Genomic DNA, 23,647 nt, shown 5'->3' on the forward strand with positions numbered 1-23,647 from the left:
TCTTGGAGGGGCTTTATCAGCCCAGCACGGAGAGGTCCGTCAACCGTCGATGTTCTTCCATCGCGAAACGATCGGTCATTCCGGCGATATAATTGGCCACCAGACGCCGACGTTCCATATCATCTGCGGCCTTGGCACGATCCTTGAGCGGGTCTGGCAGAAGGCCGGGCTCTTCTGAAAGGATCGTAAAGATTTCAGCCAGCGCGATCTTCGCTTTACGCGCCATGCGATTAACCCGCCAGTGGCGATACATACGGGCATAAAGAAATTTGCGGATAGCCTTGTTCTTTTCCCGCATCTCGGGACTGAACGCCACAACCGCATGATCGGCATGGCGAATATCATTCGCGGACTGCGGATCAAGAGCCTCAAGATTGCGGCGCGTCTGATCCGTCAAATCCGTCGCGAGGGCGTTGATTACCACGCGGATTGTCTCATGACGGACACGCTGTGCCTGATCCATCGCTTCGCGACCCGTGCGACGCTCCATCTCACGCGACGCCCGAAGCGCATCACCCACCAGGGGAAGATCTTCAATGTCGTCGAATGTCAGAAGACCGGCTCTTAGCCCGTCATCCAGATCGTGGCCGTGATAGGCAATATCATCCGACATGGCTGCAACCTGCGCTTCCGCTGACGCATAGCTGCCGAGATCAAGATGATGGCGCGCATCATATTCAGCCAGATACGGCGTTGGGCGCTTTACCGGGCCGTTGTGCTTCGCCAGCCCTTCCAGCGTTTCCCATGTCAGGTTCAGGCCATCGAAAGCGTGATAGCGCGTCTCAAGCGACGTCACGAGGCGAAGGGACTGCGTGTTATGATCGAAACCACCCCAATCCTGCATGGCAAGAGCCAGAGCATCTTCTCCTGCATGACCAAACGGCGTGTGACCCATGTCATGGGCTAGCGCGAGCGCTTCTGTCAGGTCCTCATTCAGGTCGAGGCTTCGGGCAATCGAACGGGCAATCTGGGCAACTTCCAGGGAATGGGTCAGACGGGTGCGAAAGAAATCACCTTCATGATTGATAAACACCTGCGTCTTGTACTGAAGCGTCCGGAAGCCGGCGGAATGCAGGACGCGGTCCCGGTCCCGCTGCCATGGAGAACGGACAGGGCTTTCTGTCTCCGGGTAGAGTCGGCCTCGCGCACCTTTTTCCTGAACCGCATAGATGGCAGGCATCAACACACTCCCCTGATGATCCTTAGGCGCGGAAAGCACTCTAATTGCTGGATCAAACGCGTCATTCTACGACAGGCTCCCTTCAGCGCAACTCTACCCCTTTGCCCCTGAGCCCAGTCTGACCATATAATCAGGACCAGAACCGTCCTGCCTTTCAGCAGACCTCCAGAAACCGGGAACGAGCAATGTCCGAAACCCCTTCCTTCACCATGTCTGCCAGTGCGGCAGCACGGATTGTGGAAATCATTTCCGCCCAGCCGGAACCCGAAGGGCTGGCTTTGCGCGTGGCTGTTCTGGCGGGAGGCTGCAATGGCTTCCAATACCAGTTCAAGCTGGATCGCACGAAGAACGATGATGACGTTCTGATCCAACGCGATGGCGCGACCGTCTATGTCGATGAAACCAGCCTCGATCTGCTTGAAGGCGCCGAGTTGGAATTCGTAGACAAGCTGATGGGCGCGCACTTCACGGTCACGAACCCCAATGCCGCCTCAGCCTGTGGTTGCGGTACAAGCTTCTCGCTGGCCTGATCGAATGTCCTTTACCTTCGCAAGCTGGAACATCAATTCCATCCGCGCCCGCGCGCATCTCGTTCAGGACTGGCTGGAGCGTCACCCGGAGTGCGACCTGCTCTGCCTTCAGGAAATCAAATGTGAGGACAGCCAGTTCCCGGCGGTTTTCAAGGACGCAGGCTATCACGTCGCCACGACAGGCCAGAAAGCTTACAACGGCGTAGCGTTCATTGGCCGCCGCCCATTTGACGTTACAACGCACACCCTGCCCGGCTTCGATGACCCCACGGCTCGTTATATTGAATGTGAGCTTGATGGTCTGACGATTGGTAACCTCTACCTTCCCAACGGAAACTCCGGCGGAGAAGACGGCTATAGCAAAAAACTCGCGTTCTTTGAGGCTCTGGCGGTCCGGGGGAAAGAGTTTCTGGAAAGCGAAAAGTCATTCGCCTTCATCGGAGATTATAACGTCTGCCCCACAGATGAAGATCTCGCGCCCAAAGCCCTTTCGCCTACTGATGCGCTGGTGCGACCCGAAACCCGCGCAGCCTTCCACCGCCTGCAATGGCTTGGTCTGACAGACGCTCTACGCGCTATTCACCCAACTGGTCGTCACTACACATTCTGGGACTATCAGGCAGCCGCATTCCAGCGAAACTCCGGCCTGCGCATTGACCACGCCCTGCTCTCCCCGCGCGTCGCCGAACGGCTTGTTTCGTTCACGATTGACCGTGACGAACGTTCGGCTGAAAAAGCTTCAGACCATGTCCCGGTCATTGTGACACTCCGCTAGATAAAAAAAGCCGCCCCCTGAGGAGCGGCTTTTCCATTTCAACCCCGCGGCAGATATGGCGGCGGCCTGTGAGCTTGCACTCGGGCCAGATGGCCTGGCATCCACTGATAGCCATTTCCGACCCATTTCCACTGCCCCGGGACCCACTGCATGGTCCGTGCATGCGGCGGAATCCTTTCATTGGGAGGATGTGGCGGTGGGGGCGGCGTCTGGCGATACGGGCCCTGATAGGGAACGAACTGAGCTTGGGCCGTTCCACTGATGGGTGGCAGAGCCATGGCTCCGACAAAAAGCGCCGACGCGGCGAGCAAGCCCGACAGATGTTTCAACATAGCGTCTCACTCCTCTTACAAAAGGCGCTGCGTAGGAGTGCTACATTGCTGCCCTCACAAGGCAGTGATCAGGCGGAGTTGTGGCGGAAAAAAGATTCTCTGCTGCAATATGCAACAGCCGTTTCAATACTTTAGCCATGATGCCAGGCAGCGCCGGTGTAGAAAAACCGTCCTAGCCCAACCGTAAAAATCAGACACCCGTAAAGACTGTGTTCCAGACAGACCAGCTTCAATGACCGGTGCCGCCCGTAATCCCGAGCAAAGATCAGACCACCCAGCGTGGTCATGACAACAGCAATCCAGTTCAGGAAAATGACGTGTGCGAACCCAAAAGCCACAGCACTCGCAAGAACCGTTCGTTCTGTTGATCCGAAGACAACGCTGTAACGCCGAAAAAGAAATGCCCGGTACAGAACTTCCTGAGGCCAGACGGACAACAGAGGATACAGCGCCATGATCATCAGCCAGAAAAGTGGCTTTTGCCGTGGCAGGCTGAGAAAAGTGTCCGGCCACAGACACCATGCCAGCAACACAACAAGCGGCGCGAGAACCGCAAATCTTACGAGAATACCCCGTGCCTCAAATCGAAACTGATGCGGTTCAGTCCGATTTTGCCGCATCCAGGAAAATGCCAACAAAGCCGCGATCCAGATCATCCCGAACAAGAGCCCGGCTCGCCGCTCCATCAAAATCAGAAGAGGGCCACCTCCGTAAAGGGCCAGAAATTCCGTCCCTAAACGAAGTCGATTTAGGATAGAGGGACCATGAGAAGAGGACATACCGGGATCTTCCAAAAGACTCTGTCACACCTCACGATCTCACAGGATCCCTCCCCATGACAGCACAACCCAAAAACCGAAACCACGATGGCCGATCATGCAGACAGTGACTCTGCCTCCTGCCAGTTCGCAGGAGAGGCCTTCTCGGGACGACTTGGCTGACCAATTTCCCGCAAGGGCATTCCCGCTTCGACCCGCTGCTCGATATCTTCCAACGAGCAGTCTTTGGTTTCTGGCACAAACACATAGCCAATCACGAAGAAAACCGCATTGAAGCCTGCCAGCAGCCAGAACACGCCATAGTCGTTAATCGCCCCCATGACAGACAGAAAGACGTTGCTGATCAGCCAGTTCGTGATCCAGTTGGCGAATGTGGAACAGGCGATTGCGAGAGTACGTCCCTGCAGCGGCTGAATTTCCGTGCACATTGTCCAGGGAATGGGACCTTCCCCAAACGCATATCCAAGAATGAACAGGACAAGCAGACTGACAATAGCGATCTGCCCAAACAGCCCGCCAACATGCAGGTAAAGCAGAGTTCCGAATACGCCGAGACTTAGAGATGCCACGACAGTGCTGACAAGCAGCAAAGGGCGGCGCCCCCAACGGTCAATCAGCACAATAGCGGCAAACGTTGACACCATATTGGCCAGTCCAAGCAGCGTTGTGCACCAGACGGCAGCCGATGTGGAGAAACCCAGATGCTCCAGAATATGCGGTGCGTAGTACATCAGGATATTGATGCCCGCGAGTTGCTGAAAAATCTGTAAACCGATTCCTAGAGCAAAAGTCTTTCGGAACCCCGAAGAAGACTTCAGCAGAGCAAACCCGTTCCCCTCTGTTTTGCGCAGGTTTTCTTCAATGCGGTTGAGTTCTTCCGTCGCCCTTTTCTTGGAACCACGAACCTTCTGCAGAACCGTATGAGCTTCCTGTCGACGCCCACGCATGGCTAGCCAGCGCGGAGAATAGGGGACCTGTAAGGTTGCGAGAATGAAAACGACTGTTGGAACAGCCAGAATTCCGAGCATCCACCGCCAATGGCCGCCATAAGACAGCAGACTGTCTGATAGCAGTGCCAGCAGCATGCCTGCTGTAATAACAAGCTGATACATCGAGATCATCTTGCCGCGTCGGCTTTTTTCCGTGATTTCAGCGATGTAAAGCGGGGCCGAAAAAGAGGCAAAACCAACCCCCAGGCCCAGACAGACACGCCCTGCAATCATGACGGGGATGGAAGACGTCAGCGAGCATAAGGCCGTACCGAGCAGGAAGAGTAATCCTGCATAAAACATCGCTCCGCGGCGCCCCCGATGATGAGACAGCGGAATGGCGAGTAACGAGCCAGCCGCAGCTCCAAGCATCAGGGAAGAGACGATCCATTCCAGCGCGCGTTCGTTGGCCTGAAGGTCTGCCCCCATAAATTTCAGGGCCCCAGCAATGACACCGGTATCCAGCCCGAACATCAAACCGGCCAGGCCGGCTGCACCAGCAAAAAGAAAAGCATTTCGCCGCCCCTGTTGCACCCGACCCTGCACAGTGACGCCATCTCGTTCCGGAAGGGAGCTACTCACCGAAAAACCTTTCTTGATCGATACAGATAGCTACAGAAACGGTCGTTCCATGGAAAAGTTTTCCATCAATGAAATCATATTCCACCCTTCTTCATAGATACGTTCCTTACACAAATACAGTTCAAAAACTCTACCAAATCAGGTTGGTTTGATACTGATAAAATTCTGGATCAGTGATTTTTATACCGACCCACCGCAATCTTATCTCCAATAAAAAAGCCGACACTCCATCAGGAGCATCAGCTTTTCCGTTCCGAAAGCTGGAAGGCTTACTTTGTGACAGCTGGCTTTGGCTTCGGCAGATCCAGTGCCAGATGCAGTTCCTTCAGACGCGCTGGCTCAACCGGGGCCGGTGCTTCCATCATCAGGTCTTCGCCGCTCTGGTTCAGCGGGAAAAGAATGACTTCGCGGATGTTCGGCTCATCAGCCAGCAGCATCACGATACGGTCCACACCCGGAGCGGCACCACCATGCGGCGGAGCGCCGTACCGGAAGGCGTTCAGCATGCCACCGAAGCGCTCTTCCACAACTTCCGGGCCGTAGCCTGCGATCTCGAACGCGCGCAGCATGACTTCCGGCAGATGGTTCCGGATTGCGCCGGAAGACAGTTCCACGCCGTTGCAAACGATGTCGTACTGGTAGGCGTTGATCGTCAGCGGGTCCTGCGTGTTCAGCGCGTCCAGACCACCCTGCGGCATGGAGAACGGGTTGTGGGAGAAGTCCACCTTGCCCGTCTCTTCGTTGAGCTCGAACATCGGGAAGTCCACAACCCAGCAGAAGCGGAACGCGTTCTTCTCGATCAGGTCCAGCTCTGTCGCCACCTTGGTGCGAACAACGCCGGAGAACTTGGCAACTTCGTCACCCTTGCCCGCAGCAAAGAACACGGCATCGCCAGCCTTCATGCCACAGATCTCACGGATGCTCTCGACGCGCTCAGCCTCAAGGTTCTTGGCAATCGGGCCCTTACCGCCTTCTGCCTCGAAAATGATGTAGCCCAGACCACCCGCACCGCTCTCACGGGCCCAGGTGTTCAGCTTGTCAAAGAAACCACGCGGACGATCACCCGCACCCGGTGCCGGGATCGCACGGATCTGACCGCCGGAAGCCGCAATCTTGGCGAACAGACCAAAACCGGAATCCCGGAAAGCATCTGTCACGTCCTTGATGATCAACGGGTTACGCAGATCCGGCTTGTCAGAGCCGTAATCGCGCATGGCGTCAGCATACGGAATGCGCGGGAATGCGCCGTCCGTGATCTTCCAGCCTTCCGGCGTGAACTCATTGAACACGCCAGCCAGAACCGGCTCCAGAACCGTAAAGACATCTTCCTGAGTGACGAAGGACATCTCGAAGTCGAGCTGATAAAACTCACCCGGGCTACGGTCGGCGCGTGAGGCTTCATCGCGGAAGCACGGAGCAATCTGGAAGTAGCGGTCGAAACCCGCCACCATCGCAAGCTGCTTGAACTGCTGGGGAGCCTGCGGAAGCGCGTAGAACTTGCCCGGATGCAGACGCGCCGGCACGAGGAAGTCACGAGCTCCTTCAGGGGAAGACGCCGTCAGGATAGGGGTCTGGAACTCGGTGAAGCCCTGCGCGATCATCCGCTGGCGCAGGCTGGTGATGACCCGGCTGCGCAGCAGGATGTTCTGATGCATCTTCTCGCGACGGAGATCGATGTAGCGGTACTTCAGGCGCAGTTCTTCAGGATAGTTTTCCTGACCGGCCACCTGAAATGGCAGAACAGCCGCGTTGGACCGCACTTCGAGTTCTTCTGCAAGAACTTCGATGTCACCCGTCGGCAGGTTCGGGTTCCGCTGGGAGCCCTGACGAACCACAACCTTGCCGGTGACGGTAATGACGCTCTCAACGCGAAGACGCTCTGCCTTTTCCAGCAGGTCCGTGCCAGCCGGGATAACAACCTGCGTGACGCCATAATGATCACGCAGATCGATGAACAGCAGGCCACCATGGTCGCGCTTGCTGTGCACCCAGCCGGACAGGCGGACGATCTGTCCGGCGTCCTGTTCACGCAGGGCGCTACAGTCATGGGTGCGGTATGGATGCATGTCGGGCCTCTTCAACGTCCTGGCGGATAAGTGGGCGCAGGAAGCCGGGACGGCCCGCTCATGTCAAGCTTCGTGCGCAGTTCAGACCTTTTCCTGCACAAAACCTTCGAAATCGACGGCGGCTCTGGCCATGTCATACGCATGACCCGCACCCGCCAGCGCAACGGGCTTTCCATCCTTAAGATAGGTCGCAAGGAAGCTGAAGCCCTTGATATCCCCTTCAAGGCTGACGTTATCGAAGCTCTCGCCCCAGCCCAGCAGCTCAATTTTCTTGCCGAATTGCTGCGTCCAAAACCAGGGCGTTGGCAGATGGGTTGTTTCATGTCCCATCATGGCCAGGGCAGCGATACGCCCCTGCACCTGCGCATGGCGCCAATGCTCGATTCGCCGAGGTTTCCCTTCATGCAGGATCGCAGACGCGTCACCTGCCGCATAAACACCGGGAGCAGCCCGCATCAGATGATCTACGACGATTGCTCCGTCATCATCCCGGTCCAGCCCCTGCACAAAGTCCGTCACGGGCGTTACGCCGATGCCAGCCAGAATGAATGATGCTGGCAGCTTCATGCCGTCCTCCAGTTCCACCCCTTCCGCCTTTTTGTCTCCGTAGATTTTCACAACCTTCGCGTCAGAGACAAACGCCACGCCATTTTCTTCATGCAACTGCCGCAAACGCGTTCCGATCTCCCGACCAAAATGCTTTTCCATCGGCACATCGGTATCGGCGATAATCGTGACCCCTACTCCCCGCTGCCGCAGGCATGAGGCGACTTCCAGCCCAATGAAACCTGCTCCGATGATGGTCACTGCCTGGTCCGGGTCAACAACACGGGCAATGTCTTCTGCATCCTGTTCCCGGTGCAGCGTGAAGACGCGCTTCAAATCTGAGCCAGGGATATCCAGACGCTTTGAACGCGCACCCGTTGCGATCAAAACATGATCGCCAGTTAGGCTCGTTCCGTCTGACAATTCCGCTGTCTTCGAGGCTGGATCAAAGGTCAGAATTGTTGCGTGCTTCACACTGATGCGATGCTGCCCATAAAAAGTCTCGCTCCGCAGCGAGGGGGCATGGGCCTTTTCCGGCTCACTCAGCAATACAGTCTTGCTCAATGCAGTCCGATCATACGGACGGTGTTTCTCTTCCGTCACCATCGTGATTTTTCCGGCGAACCCTCCCTGACGAAGTGTCACCGCAGCCATCACTCCCGCAGCACCTGCACCAAGGATCAGGACCGTTTCATCTTCCTGACGCGCCGACGGCATATCCCTTTTCATACGGTTGGTTCCGACCAGCACCCGCCCATCGACAATTTCCACGGGGTAACGCGGTAACGGCTCAAGAGCGAGCGGCTCTACAAGGCTGCCATCCACTGCATCGAAAACTGCCTTATGCCAAGGACAGACCAACACACTGCCTTTTTCAGTCTTGCAGAACGCGCCCTGCTCCATCGGCGCTTCTTTATGAGGGCACTTGCCACCCAGGGCATGCACCTCCTCGCCGTCCTTCACCAGAACAACCGAAGTGCCCTCCATGGAAAAAGAGGCAATCTGTCCCTCTTCCAGATCCTTGAAGGCCACTAGGTCGCGAAAATCATTGGTGCTCATCGGACAGCCCCTGAAAATAGTGGAAAATCTCGTTACAAAAACCAACGCAGTATAGGCACCCAGGTTGGCAGACAGCAAAAAACCCGCCGGACTAAGCCCGACGGGTTTTTGTGATGCGACGTCTATTTAGGCGTAACATTGTGCGTCTTTAGAACATGTCGTCGAAGCCACCACCGTCTCCGCCACCGCCGAAGTCTCCTCCAGCGCCGCCAAAATCGGAATCCGTGAAGCCGCCGCCAGCATCCGTTCCAGCGCCACCAAAGGGATCGGAACCAGCGTCACCATAGTTGTTGTTGATAATGGTTTCGCCACCACCGCCGAAAGCACCGGCATCACCACCACCGTGATGATCGCTGAACAGACCTTCAAGCGCATTCGCTGCCATCATGCCGCCAGCCACGCCGGCAGCCGTGGTGAGAGCGGAACCCAAAAAGCCTGACCCACCGCGCTGGAACATGCCCGGCTGATATCCTGGCGGATAACCATACTGCTGCTGCGGCTGGAAGTTTGGCGGAGGCATGGCGCCACCTTGAGCTCCCCAGCCCGGAGGCGGAGCAGAAGCCTGCTGGCGGTTGTTGTTGCCACCGCCGAACAGACCACCGAACAGTCCGCCACTTCCGGAAGGACGGCTCTGCTGAGCCTGCTGAAGCTGCTGTTGCGCCTGCTGAAGCTGAAATTCCAGCTGGCGGATACGGTTCTGCGCCTGAGCAAGCGCTGCTTCCTGCACAACCGCCATCTGCGTCACGCGATAACGGGCTTCCGGATATTTCTGGAAGTTATCAGCAATGAAGCGATCAGCCTCAGGGTCAATCGGCGGAAGAGCTGGCATCTGCTGCTGGCTGAACCCACCTCCCTGCTGTGCACCGCCAACGCGGCCGATAAAGCGGGAAATGACTTCGCGTTCTTCGTTGTTCATCGTCTTTGATCCTTCCAGACGAAGAAGTTACGTTCTCCCCCATCATATGAGGCACGAAACGTCAATCGACAAGGGATGCCACTTCCTCCTGCGCGCTCACTTCCGGTTATGAACCTCAGGCTGTAAGGTAACGGCCAATTTTGCCAACCGGAGCCTATTGAATTGTCTGCGACCCGGCCGCTCAGCTTTCAGGACCTGATCCTGCGCCTTCATCAATTCTGGTCTGAAAAGGGCTGCGCCATCCTGCAGCCCTATGACACAGAAGTCGGAGCCGGAACGCTCTCCCCTCATACGACCTTGCGCGCTCTGGGCTCGAAGCCATGGGCTGCGGCCTATGTGCAGCCCTGCCGCCGCCCGTCGGACGGTCGTTACGGTGAGAACCCGAACCGCCTCCAGCAGCATCACCAATATCAGGTGCTGCTGAAACCAACCCCGGAAGAAAGCCAGAACCTGCTTCTGGAAAGCTATCGCGCTGTGGGCATCGATCCCGAAAAGCACGATATCCGATTCGTGGAAGACGACTGGGAAAACCCGACGATCGGCGCCTGGGGTCTGGGTTGGGAAGTCTGGTGTGACGGCATGGAAGTCACGCAGTTCACGTATTTCCAGCAGGTTGGCGGTATCCCGACCGTCATGCCTTCCACCGAGCTGACCTATGGTCTGGAACGGTTGGCCATGTACGTGCAGGATGTCGAGAACGTCTATGACCTTGATTATAATGGTAAAGGTTTGACTTATGGGGACGTTTTCCTGCGCGCAGAACGCGATTACTCCCGACATAATTTTGAATTGGCCGACACACAGCTTCTGTTGACGCATTTTAATAATGTGGAAAAAGAGTCCATCCGTCTGGCGGAAGCTGGCGTCGCACAGCCTGCGTTCGATCAGTGCCTGAAGGCTTCCCATTTTTTCAATCTTCTGGATGCCCGCGGCGTGATTTCCGTCTCTGAACGCGCATCCTATATCGGACGCGTCCGGACGCTGGCGAAAGCCTCCTGTGAAGCGTGGCTTGCTGGCGAGGAGGAGACGTCCAATGGCTGAACTGTTGCTTGAACTGTTCTGCGAAGAAATCCCGGCAGGCATGCAGCCCAAGGCTGCGAGCGAACTCGGTGCCCTTCTGACCAAGGCTCTTGATGGCGTTAACCCGTCCGATGTTCAGACGTTTTACGGCACCCGCCGCATTGCGACCGTTCTGAACGTCGACGCCGAAATCCCGGCTCGCACCGTCTCCGAGCGTGGCCCCCGCGAAGGCGCTCCGGAAAAGGCTCTTGAAGGCTTTACCCGCAAGCATGGCGTAACGGCTGATGAACTGACGCTGGAAAACGGCTTCTGGGTTCTCAACAAGCAGCTTGATCCCGTGAGCGCGGAAAGCCGCGTGGCTGAAGCCGTGCCGGACCTTTTGTGGAAATTCCCATGGGCCAAGTCCATGCGCTGGGGTGCAGGCTCGAACTTCTCATGGGTCCGCCCGCTTCGTCGCATCACCTGCCTGCTTAATGGCAAGGTCGTTCCCTTCTCGCTTGCCCGCGATGGCGACGATGCTCACGGCCTGAAATCCTCCAACCTGTCCGAAGGCCATCGCTTTCTGGCGCCCGGCGCGTTTGAAGTCCGATCGGCAGATCAATGGCTGGAAGAGCTGGAAACACGCTCCGTCATCGTTGATGCGGACAAGCGCCGCGACATGATCCGTACCGGTGTTCACCGTCTGGCTGAACAGCAGGGCATTACGGTTGTGGAAGATGAAGGACTGGTCGATGAAGTCGCCGGTCTGGTCGAATATCCGGTTCCGCTTCTGGGCCGCATCGACGACGCATTCATGGACCTGCCTGCCGAAGTCATGCAGGTCTCGATGCGCATCAATCAGCGCTACTTTGCCCTGCGCAGTGCAGACGGCAAGGCCGCGCCGTTCTTCGCCTTCGTCGCCAACCTGCCGTTCAAGGACGGTGGCAAGCTTACGATCGCCGGAAACGAGCGTGTTCTGCGCGCCCGTTTCGCCGATGCCCGCCACTTCTGGGATCTGGATCGCAAGACAAAGCTCGCAGACCGCGTGGCAGCCCTCGATGCCGTGACGTTCCACGCGAAGCTGGGAACGCAGGGCGAGCGTGCCAAGCGGATTTCCGATCTTGCCGGAACTGTCGCTTCTGCCATGGGTCTGAGCGGAGAGCAGATCGCACAGGCAAAGCGCGCAGGTCTGCTGTCTAAAGCTGATCTGACAACCGGTATGGTCGGCGAATTCCCAGAACTTCAGGGCGTCATGGGCGGCTATTACGCGGCACATGATGGCGAAGGCGACGCCGTTTCGAAGGCTGTAGCCGAGCATTACATGCCGCGCGGTCAGTCCGACGATACGGCAAAGGCCCCTGTCTCGGTTGCCGTGGCCCTTGCGGACCGCCTGGATCTGTTGGCTGGCTTCTTTGCGATTGGCGAAACACCAACCGGCTCGGGCGATCCGTACGGCCTGCGTCGTGCTGCACTGGGTGTAATCCGCACCATTCGTGATAACGGCCTGCGCCTCGACCTGACGGACCTCTTTGCCAAGGCGGCAAATGGTCGCACCGGCGGAGAACTCGCCAAACTGCCGGACTTCATGGCAGACCGTCTGCGCGTTCAGCTTCGCAGCGAAGGCGAACGCCATGACGTTCTGGCCGCAACCCTGGCAGGCGGTCTGGATGGCGATCTTGTGCGCCTTCTGGCCCGCACTTCAGCGCTGTCTGACATGATCCAGACGGAAGATGGCAAGAACCTTCTCGCCGCAGCCAAGCGCGCCGCCAACATTCTGCGCATCGAAGACAAAAAGGACGGTCCTCACAAGGGAACACCGGATGCGTCTCTTTACGCGCAGGACGAAGAACGCGCTCTGGCAGACGGCCTGAACAGTGCCGTGCCTGCGATCGAGACAGCCCTGAAAGACGAGCGTTTCACCGATGCGATGCAGGCGATTGCAGCCCTGCGCCCGACGCTGGACCGTTTTTTCGATGCTGTTACCGTCAACGCCCCGGAAGCCGACATTCGCGCCAACCGTCTGAAGCTTCTGGCGACTTTCCGCACGACCACAGCCCTGATCGCCGATTTCGGTCAGATCGAGGGCTGAACCTGATGGGAGCGTGGTGGTCCGGCCCAGTCGCCACGTTCCTCAACACGGACCCGGATCGCATTGGAGAGCGTCTCGCCTATGAAGCCGGGCGCAGGCGCTTCTCCAGCGAACCCCAGCAACTCCGCGCCTGGGCCACCCAACTTGATCTTCTCCGCACCACGCTAACCGTTCTGCCGCAAACGGCAGGCTGGCAGCTCCTGTTCGAATTCCCCATTCCCCGTCTAGGCGGCCGGATCGACACGGTCCTCATTTCCCCAGACGCGACGTTCGTTCTTGAATTCAAGGTTGGTGCGTCTCAATTCGACGCCGCGGCTCTCGCCCAGACTGAAGGTTACGCGCTGGACCTTCAGGACTTTCACGCGGGCAGCCGTCATCACCCGATCATCCCCATTCTGATTGCGACAGAAGCCGTACAACCTGCGCAAACATCGCCGCTCCTTTTAGGATCTGGCGTCACGCCAGTTCTGAAGTGCAATGCTACAAACCTGACTGCGCTTTTGTCAGATCTCGCGCGCCGGACACTGCACTCCATAGCGCCCAGGCGGCCGGATGAGTGGGAACAGGCGCCCTACAATCCCGTCCCAAGTATCGTTGAAGCGGCTCGCCTCATCTATTCCACGCACAGCGTCGCAGATATTCACACAGCGAGAGCAGACGCGACCAATCTGACCCTGACGTCAGACCGCATCACGGAACTCCTTGAAACCGCCCGAAGACAGCACCGGAAAACAATCATTTTTGTCTCGGGCATTCCTGGGGCAGGGAAAACGCTTTGCGGCCTGAAGGCTGCCTTCGGTACGGCGGAGCCCGATAACTCCGCCACTTTCCTCACGGGCAACGCAACGCTCGTCCATGTTCTGCGTGAAGCCCTGACCCGTGACGCTGTGGCACAGGGTCAGAAACGCACAGCCATAGAACAGCGCATGGAATCCACCATTCAGTCCCTGACCAAATTCCGGGATTACTATGTTGGACGCACCGCAGAGTGCCCGCCAGAACGGATCATGGTCATCGACGAAGCCCAGCGTTCCTGGAACGCCGATCAGGCCATTCGTAAAAGCGCACAGCGGCCTGTTCGCCTGACGCAGTCTGAACCCGCGCATCTCCTCGACATCATGCACCGGCATGACGGATTTGCCGCCATCATCTGCCTTATCGGACAAGGGCAGGAAATTCATGACGGTGAAGGCGGAATGGCCTGCTGGGGAGACGCTCTGGCGAGCCGCCCTGAATGGCAGATCCACGCATCACCGAATGTCGTCAGTTCTACCCTTGGCCTCACCACCTTGTCCCCGTCCCTTCCGGTTCAAAAAGAGCCCTCTCTGCACCTCACAGTGCCGGTTCGCTCCCTTCGGGACACAGCAACACCCAAATGGGTCAATGCTGTGCTGGACGGAAATGTCTCTCTCGCGCGCAATATTGCTGAGAACGCCAGTCTTCCATTCCGCCTGACACGAAGTCTTCCGGAGCTACGCAAAGCCCTGCGAGAACGAAGCCGCCTGACCTATCGCTGCGGCCTGATTGCCAGCTCTCAGGCTAAGCGGCTACGTGCGGAGGGCTTGGGAGCAGAATTGGCTCACATGGACTCCAACGCGGTCGCTCAATGGTTCTTGAACCGCTGGGTTCCAGACAAGGACGTTCGAGCCTCTGATGCACTGGAAACTATTGCCACTCAATTTGCCATCCAGGGACTGGAACTGGATTTTGTCGGTCTTTGCTGGGATGGAGATCTCATCCGTACAGGCTATCCACAACGTTGGCAGTCCCGGCGCTTTAGCGGGACCACATGGCAGACCGTTAAATCTTCTGAAAAAGCCCTCTGGTCCCTCAATACCTATCGTGTACTGCTGACCCGCGCGCGTTATGAGACCATCATCTGGGTGCCGGAAGGCAATCCCGATGATCCGACACGCTGCCCGGAGACACTGAATGGCATTGCTGACTTCCTTCTGGCATGTGGCATTGAACCACTGAACCGCCCGGAAACTCGCCGCCCAGTCGAAAACGGTCTTCTAGACGTATGAATGGATAGCTAAGGTTCTTGCGTCGCCCAAACGTGACTGCCTTTAGCGCACAAGATCGGTCATATCTGAGCTTCTTCATTCATGCTGCTCAGACGAAAGAGGCATAATCCATGTCCGGCCTTTCTGCCCCTCAGACAACCGAAGCTCTGGTTATTCATGAAAAGGGTGATCTGCGTTTGGAGTCCGTTGCCGTCCCGCCACTCAAAGCAGGTCAGGTGCTCGTGCGCCCCGCCTGGGGCGGTATCTGCGGGTCGGACATGCATTACTTTTTGCATGGTGGCGCTGGTGCTTCCGTCCTGCGCGAGCCAATGATTCTCGGTCACGAGGTTTCCGGAATTGTAGAGGCTGTCAGGCCGGACGAAACGCGCTTCCGGATTGGAGATGCCGTTGCCATCCATCCGGCTCGCCCCTGTGGGCACTGTCCCGAATGCGAGAGAGGCGCGAAACATCTGTGCCGGAACATGCGCTTTTTTGGTAGTGCCGCGTTTCTTCCTCATACGGATGGCGGTTTCCGGCGAGAGATGGTTGTCGAAACATCCCAGCTTTATCCGCTGCCATCAGGTCTGGATGTGAAACGTGCCAGCCTTGCCGAGCCTTTCTCGGTCGCGCTCCATGCCATCTCTCGCGCTGGCGATGTTAAGGGCAAACGCATCCTGGTTCAGGGGGTGGGTCCCATTGGCGCCCTGATTGTCGCGGGCCTTAAGGTCGCAGGAGCTTCAGAGATCGTGGCAACCGATCTTCAGGACTTTGCACTCGATGTTGCTCGTAAACTGGGCGCGACCACGACCGTCAACACCGGCCGTAACAGTCATGATGAAGAGTACGAAATCGTTTTTGAGGCCACCGGAGTCATACCCGCCCTACCGACCGCAATTGCCAAGACGCAGAAGGGCGGAATCCTCGTACAGGTCGGGATTTTCCCACCGGGCGACGTGCCTGCTCCCTTAGGGCAGATTATTGCGCGCGAAATCGACTATCGAGGGACATTCCGCTTCGATGAAGAGTTCGCAGAGGCACTGAAAATCCTTGCGGATAATCCATGGATTGCGGACGGTCTCATCACCCACAGCTTTCCGCTGGCTCAGTACAGAGACGCTTTCGACGCCTCGCTGGACCGCAAAAGCTCCTCCAAGGTTCTTCTGGAACTGTAAGAGATCAGTCGTCTTCGTCTTCAAAGCCTGGGTCACGCTCATTGCGATGAACCCAGGCTGACATCAGAAGCCCAAAGCCGAACATCATCGTCAGCATGGCCGAACCGCCATAGGAAATCAGCGGGAGCGGCACACCACCGACCGGAATGGCGCCCATCACCATCGACAGATTAACAGCACAGTACAGGAAGAAATCCATCGCGATGCCCAGCCCAAGCAGTCGCCCGAACTGATTGCGGCTCCGCATGGCGATCAGTGTGGCGCCTAGCGTTAGAACCGTTAGCAGACCAATGACGGCTATGCCGCCTGCAAAACCCCACTCCTCACCAATCATGGTAAAGATGAAGTCCGTCTGCTTTTCTGGCAGGAAGTTCAGCTGCCCCTGACTGCCATGCAGGTATCCTTCGCCCCACATACCACCAGAACCCAAGGCAATCTTGGACTGGATGATGTTGTAGCCAGCCCCCAGCGGATCATGCTCAGGGTGCAGGAAAGTATCGATCCGGGCCTTCTGATAATCATGCAGATGGCCGTAAATGAACTTTCCCAGAAACGGGATGGGCGCCACAAGAATAACAATCTGCCAAAGCCGCATTCCAGCCGCGAAAAACAGCGTAGCCCCGATCACGCCAATAATGGTCGCCGTCCCGAGATTGGGTTCCTTCAGAACCAGAACGACAGGCAATAGCGTCAGGATGGCGGGGATGACGAGACGTAGCGGATTGCCCATCCGCTCGTTTCCAATTCTGTGAAACCATGTTGCCAGCATCAGGACTAGGCCGATCTTGGCAAATTCAGAAGGCTGAAACTGCATGCCCGCCAGATTGATCCAGCGCTCCGCCCCTTTACCCACATGCCCCATTCGCAACACGAGGGCGAGCAGGGCAATGGAGAACAGATAAACGGGAACAGACATGAGACGCAGAATGCGTGGACTGACCAGCGCCACTGCAATCATCATGACCAATCCAAAACCGAACCGAACCATTTGCGGCCCAGCGAAAGGTTTGGCTGATCCGCCACCGGCCGAATACAGCGCCACATACCCAACACCTGCCAGCAAACAGACCAGCAGCACATACAGCCAGTTGACCTGAAGCAGCCGGGCCATAGGGCGGAAATCAGGCTCAGCACGCAGAAGCCGTTTATCAGATTTCAGAAAGCCAAATGTATTCATGACACCGCCCCTCACCCTTGCTCCGGTTCTGCCTGCGCCACAGTCTGCCCGGGAGGCCTGGATTGATTGGATGGATCACGAAGCAAAGTATCTGTCATGATCTGCTTGGCCAGTGGAGCGGCTTCATCTGCGCCTGCATTGCCGTGTTCCACCACGACTGAGACTGCATATCGTGGGTCATCATATGGGGCGAAACAAATGAACAGCGCATGAGGGCGATACTCCCATGGCAAACTCATGGAATTAAAGTGCCCAGACTCACGCAAAGCCCGGGACACGCGCCGCACCTGAGCTGACCCGGTTTTCCCAGCCATCTGGACATCGGGCAGATCCAAACGGGCTTTCGGGGCCGTACCATGCTGCTCATTCACGACCGCAAACATACCTGCGCGGACAACATTCAAATGTTCCTGCGGGATATCCACTGCCGGAGCGGCATCCAAAGAAGCCAGTCCGGAAATCTGGTCATTCGTTGCGCGGATCAGATGCGGTTGAACATTGCGACCTGAAGCAATCCGGGACACGTAGGTTGCAAGCGCCAAGGGCGTGACCTGCACAAAACCCTGACCAATACCCGCATTCACCGTATCACCGCCATTCCAGTGAAAGCCGTGCTGCTGTCGCCATTCCGGCGTCGGGATAACACCTGCGCGGACATGTGGCAGCTCAATATCGAGTTTCACACCCAGCCCCATGGCGTTCCCGACGGCCTTGATCGGGTCCATGCCACAGCGTCGTGCTACTTCGTAAAAATAAACGTCACAGGAAAATTTGAGGGCTTCACGCATGTTGATCATGCCGTGTCCCCATTTGTTCCAGCAGTGGAACCGCACGCCACCCATATCGAAATAGCCGGGGCAATTGAAACGGTCCTGCGGTGTCACAGCACCAGCCTTGAGGGCGCCCATCGCCACAGCGGGCTTGAAGGTGGACCCAGGCGGATACAGCCCGGAAACAGCCTTGTCTACGAGTGGCGTCCGCGGGTCATTCGCCCACTCATTCCACTGAGCATGGCTGACACCGGAATCAAACAGGGAGGGATCGAAAGACGGGGTACTGACCATCGCCAGCACTTCACCATTCCGGCAGTCCATGACCACGGAGCTGGCGACGCGATCACCCAGCCGCTCTAAAACCTTTGACTGGAGCCCGACATCCAGAGTCAGGCGAACATCCTCTCCCTGCTGGCCTTCCACACGGTCAATCTCGCCAATCACACGCCCCAGCGCGTTGACTTCCATTTCAACAGACCCCGGATCTCCACGAAGAACCGATTCCTGCGTCTGCTCTATGCCAGCGCGCCCCACGCGCATTCCTGGCAGGGACAACGTCGTGTCCTTGGCCACATCGTCTTCATTCGGCGGAGCGACATAACCGACAATATGTGCCGTCAGGTCCTGAAATGGATAGAGCCGGGTGGACCCGACATCGACGAGAACACCCGGCAATGAAGGCGCATTCAGCTCAATCCGCGCCATGTCATCCCATGACAGGAACTCATGGAGCGTGACCGGGACATATTTATGAACATGCTTCAGATCGCGCTCAATGCGTGCCCGATCATGCTCATCCAGCGGCACAATCTGTGCAAACCGTTCGATGACAGAAGCGATATCAGTCGTTTCTTCTGGCATCAGGAGCGCGCGCCAGCTGACCTTGTTATCAGCAAGGGCCACACCAAAGCGGTCATGGACGGTTCCGCGTGCGGGGGCCAGCAGACGCTTGCTGGTACGGTTACGCTCCGCAAGCTGGCGGAGATGGTCGCCCTCAACTGTCTGGATATTGTAAAGTCGTCGCCCCAGAGCCCCCAGAACACCAGCCTGGACCGCCATCACTACAAGGGCACGACGCGTGAAGACGCCACGCCCGGAGCGAACAGGCACGTCCTGGCTTCGCGAGCGTAGCAGGGTCCGAAAAGGGCGTTTTCTGGAAAACATCAGGTCAGGCGTTCAAGTCCGGAAAAGAAAGCGGCGATTTGCGCGGAGAGCGCGAAAATGCGCCGTCAGGCCTGATCGGGATTGGCAAACGTGCGGCGGCCCCAGACAAACAGCGCGGTAAGACTGGGATAGATACCGATTGTTAGCGCAGCCTGAAAGAGGCCCGGTGCGGGCGATAATAGCGCAAATGCATGCAGACAGACGAGAGCCCACTGAAAAAAGGATGCCAGCGCCGCCAGAAAGCTGAAAATCAGCCAGCAGGCTACGAATCCCAGGCGGGACAACCCATAGCGCCAGTGATGGGCCACTCCGTAAATCACGAGCAGTGACAGAAGGATGGCACCCGGCGGACCAAAACTGAACAGCTCCAGAACGAGTCCGCACACAAAGACTGCCAGGGCCGGCATGGAACGTGGGCGACTAAAGGCCCAGAACCAGACTGTACACATGGCGATGCCAAACTGAAGCTCTGCCTGCCCGGGAATTCCAAACGGTGCAGACAGCAGAACCGCAACCAGAATGATAAACAGCGACGGCATGGCCGCACGAACAAACATGTCCAGCCGGCGGCGGAGCGTCTGTTTCGGCTCAACAGCAGAATGCAAATGAGGGGTGGAGTTTTCGGCAACCATCCGATTATTGCCCTCCCTTCCCCAAAGGTTCAGACATTCCCGGCAATTTGGGAAACGACAATCCGCCTGGCAACGCAGGTTCTGCAGGAGGACGCCGGATCTTGACGCGCCCTGGCGCATCAGGGGCTTGGCCGCCGTCGTCACCGTAGTCAAAGACGCGCACGATATCCAGACGGCGCAAGTCCGCGTCCGGCATTACAACCGGCCGGTTGGGAGCGAGGTAATGAACCGTGCCAATCGGAAGGCCTGCAGGCATTGCGCTCTGCCCGCGCGTCTCCACACGTTCCCCTTCAATGGGATGGTGGTCCTGCGGGTAATAAATCAGTCGGGGTGTATCCGTGTCATCCCCGGCCATAATGGCATCTCCATGAGATGCCGCCAGCGTGACAGGAATTCGGCTGGCATCATCATTGATGAGCAGAACACGAACCGTATGAGGCCCGACCTCCGTGACACGCCCTAACAATCCAGACGAATCCAACGCTACATCACCCATATGAACCTGATGCCCGCTGCCAACATCCAGCAGAACAGCGCGTGAGTAAGGCCCACCATCATCACGCGTAACGCGGCCGGTCACATACTGGGGGATACTTTCCGGAATCCAGTGAAGACTATTCTTCAGGCGGCCATTTTCGGCTGCCAGAGCCACAGCCACATCATACCAGTGGCGCAGAGCATGGTTCTCATCTCGCAGACGAGAGTTCTCCCGTGCAAGATCCGTCGCACCCCGTAGATCTACAAGCCAGTCCCGCAGTTTGGCCTGAGGCAGAACAAGAGCCTGATAAGCAGGCGCCAGAATATCCGTGGCCTGCAGACGTGCCCCATCCACTACCGGCCGCCGAACCAGCCCAAGCAGGACCAGTGCCACTGCGAAGAGGATCAGGATCGGCAGAGTTGCGCGGGCAAACACCTGCCGAGTGTGGATAGAGAACACTGGACTGTGTCCGGGTTCAGTACATGCTGCTCAGAACACTGCGCAGACGGCGCATTTCTTCGAGCGCACGACCCGTTCCCAGCGCCACGCACGACAGCGCATTCTCAGCCACGGTCACAGGAAGCCCCGTGTAGAGACGCAGAACCTCATCGAGGCGGTACAGGAGCGCACCGCCGCCGGAGAGGACAATGCCCTTGTCCACGATATCGGCAGCCAGCTCAGGTGGCGTATTTTCCAGTGCTGTCGTCACAGCATCCACGATCTGCATGACCGGCTCTGCCAGACTTTCGGCAATCTGGGCCTGGCTGACCATTACTTCACGCGGCACGCCGTTGATCAGGTCCCTGCCTTTGATTTCCGTGATGGGGCCATCCGGATTGGATGGATCATCCGGCATCATGGCAGCACCAAGCTCGATCTTGATACGCTCGGCAGAGCTTTCGCCCACGAGAAGATTATAGGTCTTCCGGATGTAGGAGATGATGGCCTCGTCCATCTTGTCTCCACCAACGCGGGCAGAACGGGCATAGACGATGCCACCGAGCGAGATCACAGCCACTTCCGTGGTTCCGCCACCGATATCCACGATCATGCTGCCAGACGGTTCAGTGACCGGAAGCCCTGCACCGATTGCGGCTGCCATCGGCTCTTCGATCAGCATGACCTTGCGGGCCCCCGCGCTCTCGGCACTTTCCTGAATGGCCCGACGTTCAACAGCCGTCGCGCCGGAAGGAACGCAGATGATGATCTGCGGACTCGCGAAGGCCCGGCGATTATGCACTTTACGGATGAAGTGCTTGATCATCTCTTCCGCGACTTCGAAGTCCGCAATAACGCCGTCTCGCAGCGGACGGATGGCGGTGATGTTGCCAGGCGTACGCCCGACCATCTGCTTGGCTTCGTTACCAACAGCCAGAACCTGCTTTTTGCCGCGCACTTCAGCGATGGCAACCACAGATGGCTCATCGAGCACAATACCGCGGCCTTTAACGTAAACGAGCGTGTTGGCAGTGCCGAGGTCGATCGCCATGTCAGCAGACATGAGACCCAGCAGACGAGAAAACATCCAAAACTCCTGGCGCGGCTCTGTGCGGCAGACAGATTATATATCGTTAAGGTGGGGCGGGCTCCCCGCGGGTGGACTTAACGATGCAAAGGCCGTTCAGCAAGGGTAACAGTCCCGATAATGTCATTAGCGACGAACAACTTTTCATCACGAGAGATCAGGACATGGAAAAAAAATCTTTCCGCGCCTCAATCTTGCCACCCTTCAGTCACGTTCTCCACGTTACCACTATATGGTCTTATCCGACATTCCTTTCCGAAAGCAGGGGAAGCGTCGGAGAAACCAAAACAGAACAGGACATAAAAAATGAATATGACCAAGACTCCCCGCCTGATCGCCGTCCTGACCCTCTGTGGCGCTGCTCTTGCGGGCTGCGGTAGCCCGTACGACAGTGGAGCTCGTGCAGGCTCTGGCGCCCTTGTCGGTGCAGGTGCCGGCGCTGCAATCGGCGCCTTGGCTGGCGGCGGTCGCGGCGCGGCTATCGGTGCACTCGCAGGTGGTGGTACAGGCGCTGCTGTTGGTGCAGCAACCACGCCAAGCCAGCGTTCACGGAACGGTTACTGAGCCTGTTATCGGGCTAGCGACCATGAATTCTAAGGATTTGTGACATGAGGTCCGTTATCGACCGCTCTGCTTTTCGGGGCGTAGCTCTGATTGGCGCTTTTGCGACCGTTCTTTCCCTAGGCGGTTGCCAGGGAAACTATGACCCGGGATCGCGCGCCCTTGGCGGCGGTCTTCTGGGAGGCGGCGCAGGTGCGGCCATCGGCGCACTGGCCGGCGGCGGTCGCGGAGCTGCCATTGGTGCGCTTGCTGGTGGCGCACTTGGGGCAACGACGGGCGCCGTTACAGCGCCCAATCGCCCGAGCTACCAGCAGGGCGGGTACCAGAACGGTTACCCCCAGCAAGGTGGCTACCCTCAGGGATATCAGCAGCAGAACGGTCAGTATCCGACCTATCCGCAGCAGCAATATCAGTGCCCACCCAACACGAACTGCCAGAACCCCTACCCTCAGCAGCAGGGCTACAACAACGGCGGTTACCCTCAGCAGAGCAACTACGGCTACTAAGCTTTACGGTTTCCGGATGTCAGATCATCCGGAAACCAATAACGGCCAGAAGAATACCCAGCACCCAGCGCTGGGTATCTTCATGCAATTTCCCTGCACATAACGTCCCCAGAATAATACCCGGGATGGATCCCATCAGAAGCGCCAGAAGGACGGCGGTATCCACCGCGCCCTCCAGCCAGTGACCTCCCCCTGCAATCAGCGTGAGCGGAACTGCATGAGCGATATCCGTTGCAACGAGCGTTCGTGTTGTCAGGCGCGGATAAAGCATCGTCAAGGCGGCCATGCCGACAGCTCCAGCCCCCACGGAAGACAGCGTCACCAACGTCCCAAGTAAAACACCAAGCAGAACCGTTAAAATCGTTTCAGCCCGGTCGCTCAGGGGTTTACGCCCTTCAGCCCATGCTCTCAGCCTTGGCTTCAGCAAAATTGCCGGCGCCGTGAGAAGCAGTGCCACACCGAGAACAACCTGAATGAGACGGGACGCGGCGTCGGACATGCCCGCATGGTGCAGGAAAATCAGGCACAAGAGACCTGCAGGGAGACTCCCCGCCATCTGCCAGCCAACAATCTTCCAGTTCACAACGCCCATATGGCGATTGAGGCCGGTACCAACAATTTTCGTAACGGCTGCGTAAAGCAGGTCTGTTCCGACGGCTGACTGAGGCTTCGCCCCGAACAGCAGGATCAGCAGTGGTGTCATGAGGGACCCTCCCCCCACTCCGGTCATGCCTACCAGAAAGCCTACAAATAGACCCGACGCCGTATAAAGCCACGAATGCGGCATAGCTGCCCCTTCCAAATTCAGAAG

The 23,647-nt window shown here is 57.6% G+C and carries 21 protein-coding genes; 8 read left to right on the top strand and 13 right to left on the bottom strand.

Annotated elements, in window-relative coordinates; translation table 11 throughout:
* Positions 1-16: 16 nt before the first annotated feature.
* On the bottom strand, positions 17-1,180 hold the full coding sequence (locus ABF979_RS01045; protein ID WP_415557390.1) for a deoxyguanosinetriphosphate triphosphohydrolase: 1,164 nt from the start codon (positions 1,178-1,180) through the stop codon (positions 17-19).
* A 185-nt stretch (positions 1,181-1,365) separates the two neighbouring features.
* Here ABF979_RS01045 and ABF979_RS01050 point away from each other — a divergent pair, with 185 nt between their 5' ends.
* Positions 1,366-1,710, top strand: a complete 345-nt coding sequence (locus ABF979_RS01050) for a HesB/IscA family protein (RefSeq protein ID WP_046899719.1) — start codon at positions 1,366-1,368, stop codon at positions 1,708-1,710.
* A gap of 4 nt (positions 1,711-1,714) precedes the next feature.
* Positions 1,715-2,485, top strand: coding sequence for an exodeoxyribonuclease III (locus ABF979_RS01055; protein WP_086634585.1), 771 nt, complete (start codon positions 1,715-1,717; stop codon positions 2,483-2,485).
* A gap of 38 nt (positions 2,486-2,523) precedes the next feature.
* On the opposite strand, the gene ABF979_RS01060 is transcribed toward ABF979_RS01055, so the two are convergent.
* From ABF979_RS01060 to ABF979_RS01085, 6 genes are all read right to left on the bottom strand, one after another.
* Positions 2,524-2,817 carry a hypothetical protein gene (locus ABF979_RS01060; RefSeq protein ID WP_415557391.1) on the bottom strand — a complete coding sequence of 98 codons (294 nt, stop codon included), beginning with the start codon at positions 2,815-2,817 and terminating at the stop codon, positions 2,524-2,526.
* Positions 2,818-2,948: 131 nt separating this feature from the next.
* Complete coding sequence (locus ABF979_RS01065) at positions 2,949-3,596, bottom strand: CPBP family intramembrane glutamic endopeptidase (protein ID WP_415557392.1); 648 nt, start codon at positions 3,594-3,596, stop codon at positions 2,949-2,951.
* Positions 3,597-3,691: 95 nt separating this feature from the next.
* Positions 3,692-5,167, bottom strand: coding sequence for a sugar porter family MFS transporter (locus ABF979_RS01070; RefSeq protein WP_415557393.1), 1,476 nt, complete (start codon positions 5,165-5,167; stop codon positions 3,692-3,694).
* A gap of 269 nt (positions 5,168-5,436) precedes the next feature.
* The gene (aspS, locus tag ABF979_RS01075; protein WP_415557394.1) at positions 5,437-7,233 is read right to left on the bottom strand and encodes an aspartate--tRNA ligase; all 1,797 of its coding nucleotides are present in this window, start codon (positions 7,231-7,233) and stop codon (positions 5,437-5,439) included.
* 81 nt (positions 7,234-7,314) lie between these two features.
* A complete protein-coding gene (locus tag ABF979_RS01080; protein WP_415557395.1) occupies positions 7,315-8,838 on the bottom strand; it encodes an FAD-dependent oxidoreductase in 1,524 nt (507 codons plus the stop codon).
* A 148-nt stretch (positions 8,839-8,986) separates the two neighbouring features.
* Positions 8,987-9,754: a DUF2076 domain-containing protein gene (locus tag ABF979_RS01085; protein WP_202206524.1), complete on the bottom strand. Its 768-nt coding sequence runs from the start codon at positions 9,752-9,754 to the stop codon at positions 8,987-8,989.
* 162 nt (positions 9,755-9,916) lie between these two features.
* On the opposite strand from ABF979_RS01085, the gene ABF979_RS01090 reads away from it, so the two are divergent.
* The 4 genes from ABF979_RS01090 (at position 9,917) to ABF979_RS01105 (ending at position 16,020) form a co-directional block, all read left to right on the top strand.
* The gene (locus tag ABF979_RS01090; protein ID WP_061511224.1) at positions 9,917-10,795 is read left to right on the top strand and encodes a glycine--tRNA ligase subunit alpha; all 879 of its coding nucleotides are present in this window, start codon (positions 9,917-9,919) and stop codon (positions 10,793-10,795) included.
* Positions 10,788-12,842, top strand: coding sequence for a glycine--tRNA ligase subunit beta (gene glyS / locus ABF979_RS01095; protein WP_415557397.1), 2,055 nt, complete (start codon positions 10,788-10,790; stop codon positions 12,840-12,842). Before ABF979_RS01090 ends, glyS begins: the two co-directional genes overlap by 8 nt.
* Before the next feature lie 5 nt (positions 12,843-12,847).
* A complete protein-coding gene (locus ABF979_RS01100) occupies positions 12,848-14,869 on the top strand; it encodes a DUF2075 domain-containing protein (protein WP_415557398.1) in 2,022 nt (673 codons plus the stop codon).
* 110 nt (positions 14,870-14,979) lie between these two features.
* The gene (locus ABF979_RS01105) at positions 14,980-16,020 is read left to right on the top strand and encodes an L-idonate 5-dehydrogenase (protein WP_415557399.1); all 1,041 of its coding nucleotides are present in this window, start codon (positions 14,980-14,982) and stop codon (positions 16,018-16,020) included.
* A 4-nt stretch (positions 16,021-16,024) separates the two neighbouring features.
* Here the strand turns inward: ABF979_RS01105 and rodA are convergent, their stop codons facing one another.
* From rodA to ABF979_RS01130, 5 genes are all read right to left on the bottom strand, one after another.
* Complete coding sequence (gene rodA / locus ABF979_RS01110) at positions 16,025-17,197, bottom strand: rod shape-determining protein RodA (RefSeq protein WP_215768450.1); 1,173 nt, start codon at positions 17,195-17,197, stop codon at positions 16,025-16,027.
* 11 nt (positions 17,198-17,208) lie between these two features.
* The gene (gene mrdA, locus ABF979_RS01115) at positions 17,209-19,134 is read right to left on the bottom strand and encodes a penicillin-binding protein 2 (RefSeq protein WP_415557400.1); all 1,926 of its coding nucleotides are present in this window, start codon (positions 19,132-19,134) and stop codon (positions 17,209-17,211) included.
* A 65-nt stretch (positions 19,135-19,199) separates the two neighbouring features.
* Entirely contained in the window at positions 19,200-19,766 is a 567-nt protein-coding gene (locus ABF979_RS01120; RefSeq protein ID WP_046899733.1) for a hypothetical protein, read from the bottom strand.
* A 4-nt stretch (positions 19,767-19,770) separates the two neighbouring features.
* Positions 19,771-20,703 carry a rod shape-determining protein MreC gene (mreC, locus tag ABF979_RS01125; protein ID WP_415557401.1) on the bottom strand — a complete coding sequence of 311 codons (933 nt, stop codon included), beginning with the start codon at positions 20,701-20,703 and terminating at the stop codon, positions 19,771-19,773.
* A 16-nt stretch (positions 20,704-20,719) separates the two neighbouring features.
* Positions 20,720-21,769 (bottom strand): rod shape-determining protein, encoded by a 1,050-nt coding sequence (locus ABF979_RS01130; RefSeq protein WP_007283695.1) that lies wholly within the window; start codon positions 21,767-21,769, stop codon positions 20,720-20,722.
* Positions 21,770-22,075: 306 nt separating this feature from the next.
* Between ABF979_RS01130 and ABF979_RS01135 the strand changes: the two genes are divergently transcribed.
* Positions 22,076-22,333, top strand: a complete 258-nt coding sequence (locus ABF979_RS01135; RefSeq protein ID WP_202206516.1) for a hypothetical protein — start codon at positions 22,076-22,078, stop codon at positions 22,331-22,333.
* 44 nt (positions 22,334-22,377) lie between these two features.
* Positions 22,378-22,836: a hypothetical protein gene (locus ABF979_RS01140; RefSeq protein WP_202206515.1), complete on the top strand. Its 459-nt coding sequence runs from the start codon at positions 22,378-22,380 to the stop codon at positions 22,834-22,836.
* A gap of 19 nt (positions 22,837-22,855) precedes the next feature.
* On the opposite strand, the gene ABF979_RS01145 is transcribed toward ABF979_RS01140, so the two are convergent.
* Positions 22,856-23,623 carry a sulfite exporter TauE/SafE family protein gene (locus ABF979_RS01145; RefSeq protein ID WP_415557402.1) on the bottom strand — a complete coding sequence of 256 codons (768 nt, stop codon included), beginning with the start codon at positions 23,621-23,623 and terminating at the stop codon, positions 22,856-22,858.
* Positions 23,624-23,647: the final 24 nt, after the last annotated feature.

This window comes from Gluconobacter sp., from assembly GCF_047723935.1.
Classification (GTDB): domain Bacteria; phylum Pseudomonadota; class Alphaproteobacteria; order Acetobacterales; family Acetobacteraceae; genus Gluconobacter.

Bases quoted from the DNA above. Each gene is read 5' to 3' on its own strand.
- ABF979_RS01045 (WP_415557390.1), bottom strand. From the start codon at position 1,180: ATGCCTGCCATCTATGCGGTTCAGGAAAAAGGTGCGCGAGGCCGACTC.
- ABF979_RS01050 (WP_046899719.1), top strand. From the start codon at position 1,366: ATGTCCGAAACCCCTTCCTTCACCATGTCTGCCAGTGCGGCAGCACGG.
- ABF979_RS01055 (WP_086634585.1), top strand. From the start codon at position 1,715: ATGTCCTTTACCTTCGCAAGCTGGAACATCAATTCCATCCGCGCCCGC.
- ABF979_RS01060 (WP_415557391.1), bottom strand. From the start codon at position 2,817: ATGTTGAAACATCTGTCGGGCTTGCTCGCCGCGTCGGCGCTTTTTGTC.
- ABF979_RS01065 (WP_415557392.1), bottom strand. From the start codon at position 3,596: ATGTCCTCTTCTCATGGTCCCTCTATCCTAAATCGACTTCGTTTAGGG.
- aspS (WP_415557394.1), bottom strand. From the start codon at position 7,233: ATGCATCCATACCGCACCCATGACTGTAGCGCCCTGCGTGAACAGGAC.
- ABF979_RS01080 (WP_415557395.1), bottom strand. From the start codon at position 8,838: ATGAGCACCAATGATTTTCGCGACCTAGTGGCCTTCAAGGATCTGGAA.
- ABF979_RS01085 (WP_202206524.1), bottom strand. From the start codon at position 9,754: ATGAACAACGAAGAACGCGAAGTCATTTCCCGCTTTATCGGCCGCGTT.
- glyS (WP_415557397.1), top strand. From the start codon at position 10,788: ATGGCTGAACTGTTGCTTGAACTGTTCTGCGAAGAAATCCCGGCAGGC.
- ABF979_RS01100 (WP_415557398.1), top strand. From the start codon at position 12,848: ATGGGAGCGTGGTGGTCCGGCCCAGTCGCCACGTTCCTCAACACGGAC.
- ABF979_RS01105 (WP_415557399.1), top strand. From the start codon at position 14,980: ATGTCCGGCCTTTCTGCCCCTCAGACAACCGAAGCTCTGGTTATTCAT.
- rodA (WP_215768450.1), bottom strand. From the start codon at position 17,197: ATGAATACATTTGGCTTTCTGAAATCTGATAAACGGCTTCTGCGTGCT.
- mrdA (WP_415557400.1), bottom strand. From the start codon at position 19,134: ATGTTTTCCAGAAAACGCCCTTTTCGGACCCTGCTACGCTCGCGAAGC.
- ABF979_RS01120 (WP_046899733.1), bottom strand. From the start codon at position 19,766: ATGGTTGCCGAAAACTCCACCCCTCATTTGCATTCTGCTGTTGAGCCG.
- ABF979_RS01130 (WP_007283695.1), bottom strand. From the start codon at position 21,769: ATGTTTTCTCGTCTGCTGGGTCTCATGTCTGCTGACATGGCGATCGAC.
- ABF979_RS01135 (WP_202206516.1), top strand. From the start codon at position 22,076: ATGAATATGACCAAGACTCCCCGCCTGATCGCCGTCCTGACCCTCTGT.
- ABF979_RS01140 (WP_202206515.1), top strand. From the start codon at position 22,378: ATGAGGTCCGTTATCGACCGCTCTGCTTTTCGGGGCGTAGCTCTGATT.
- ABF979_RS01145 (WP_415557402.1), bottom strand. From the start codon at position 23,623: ATGCCGCATTCGTGGCTTTATACGGCGTCGGGTCTATTTGTAGGCTTT.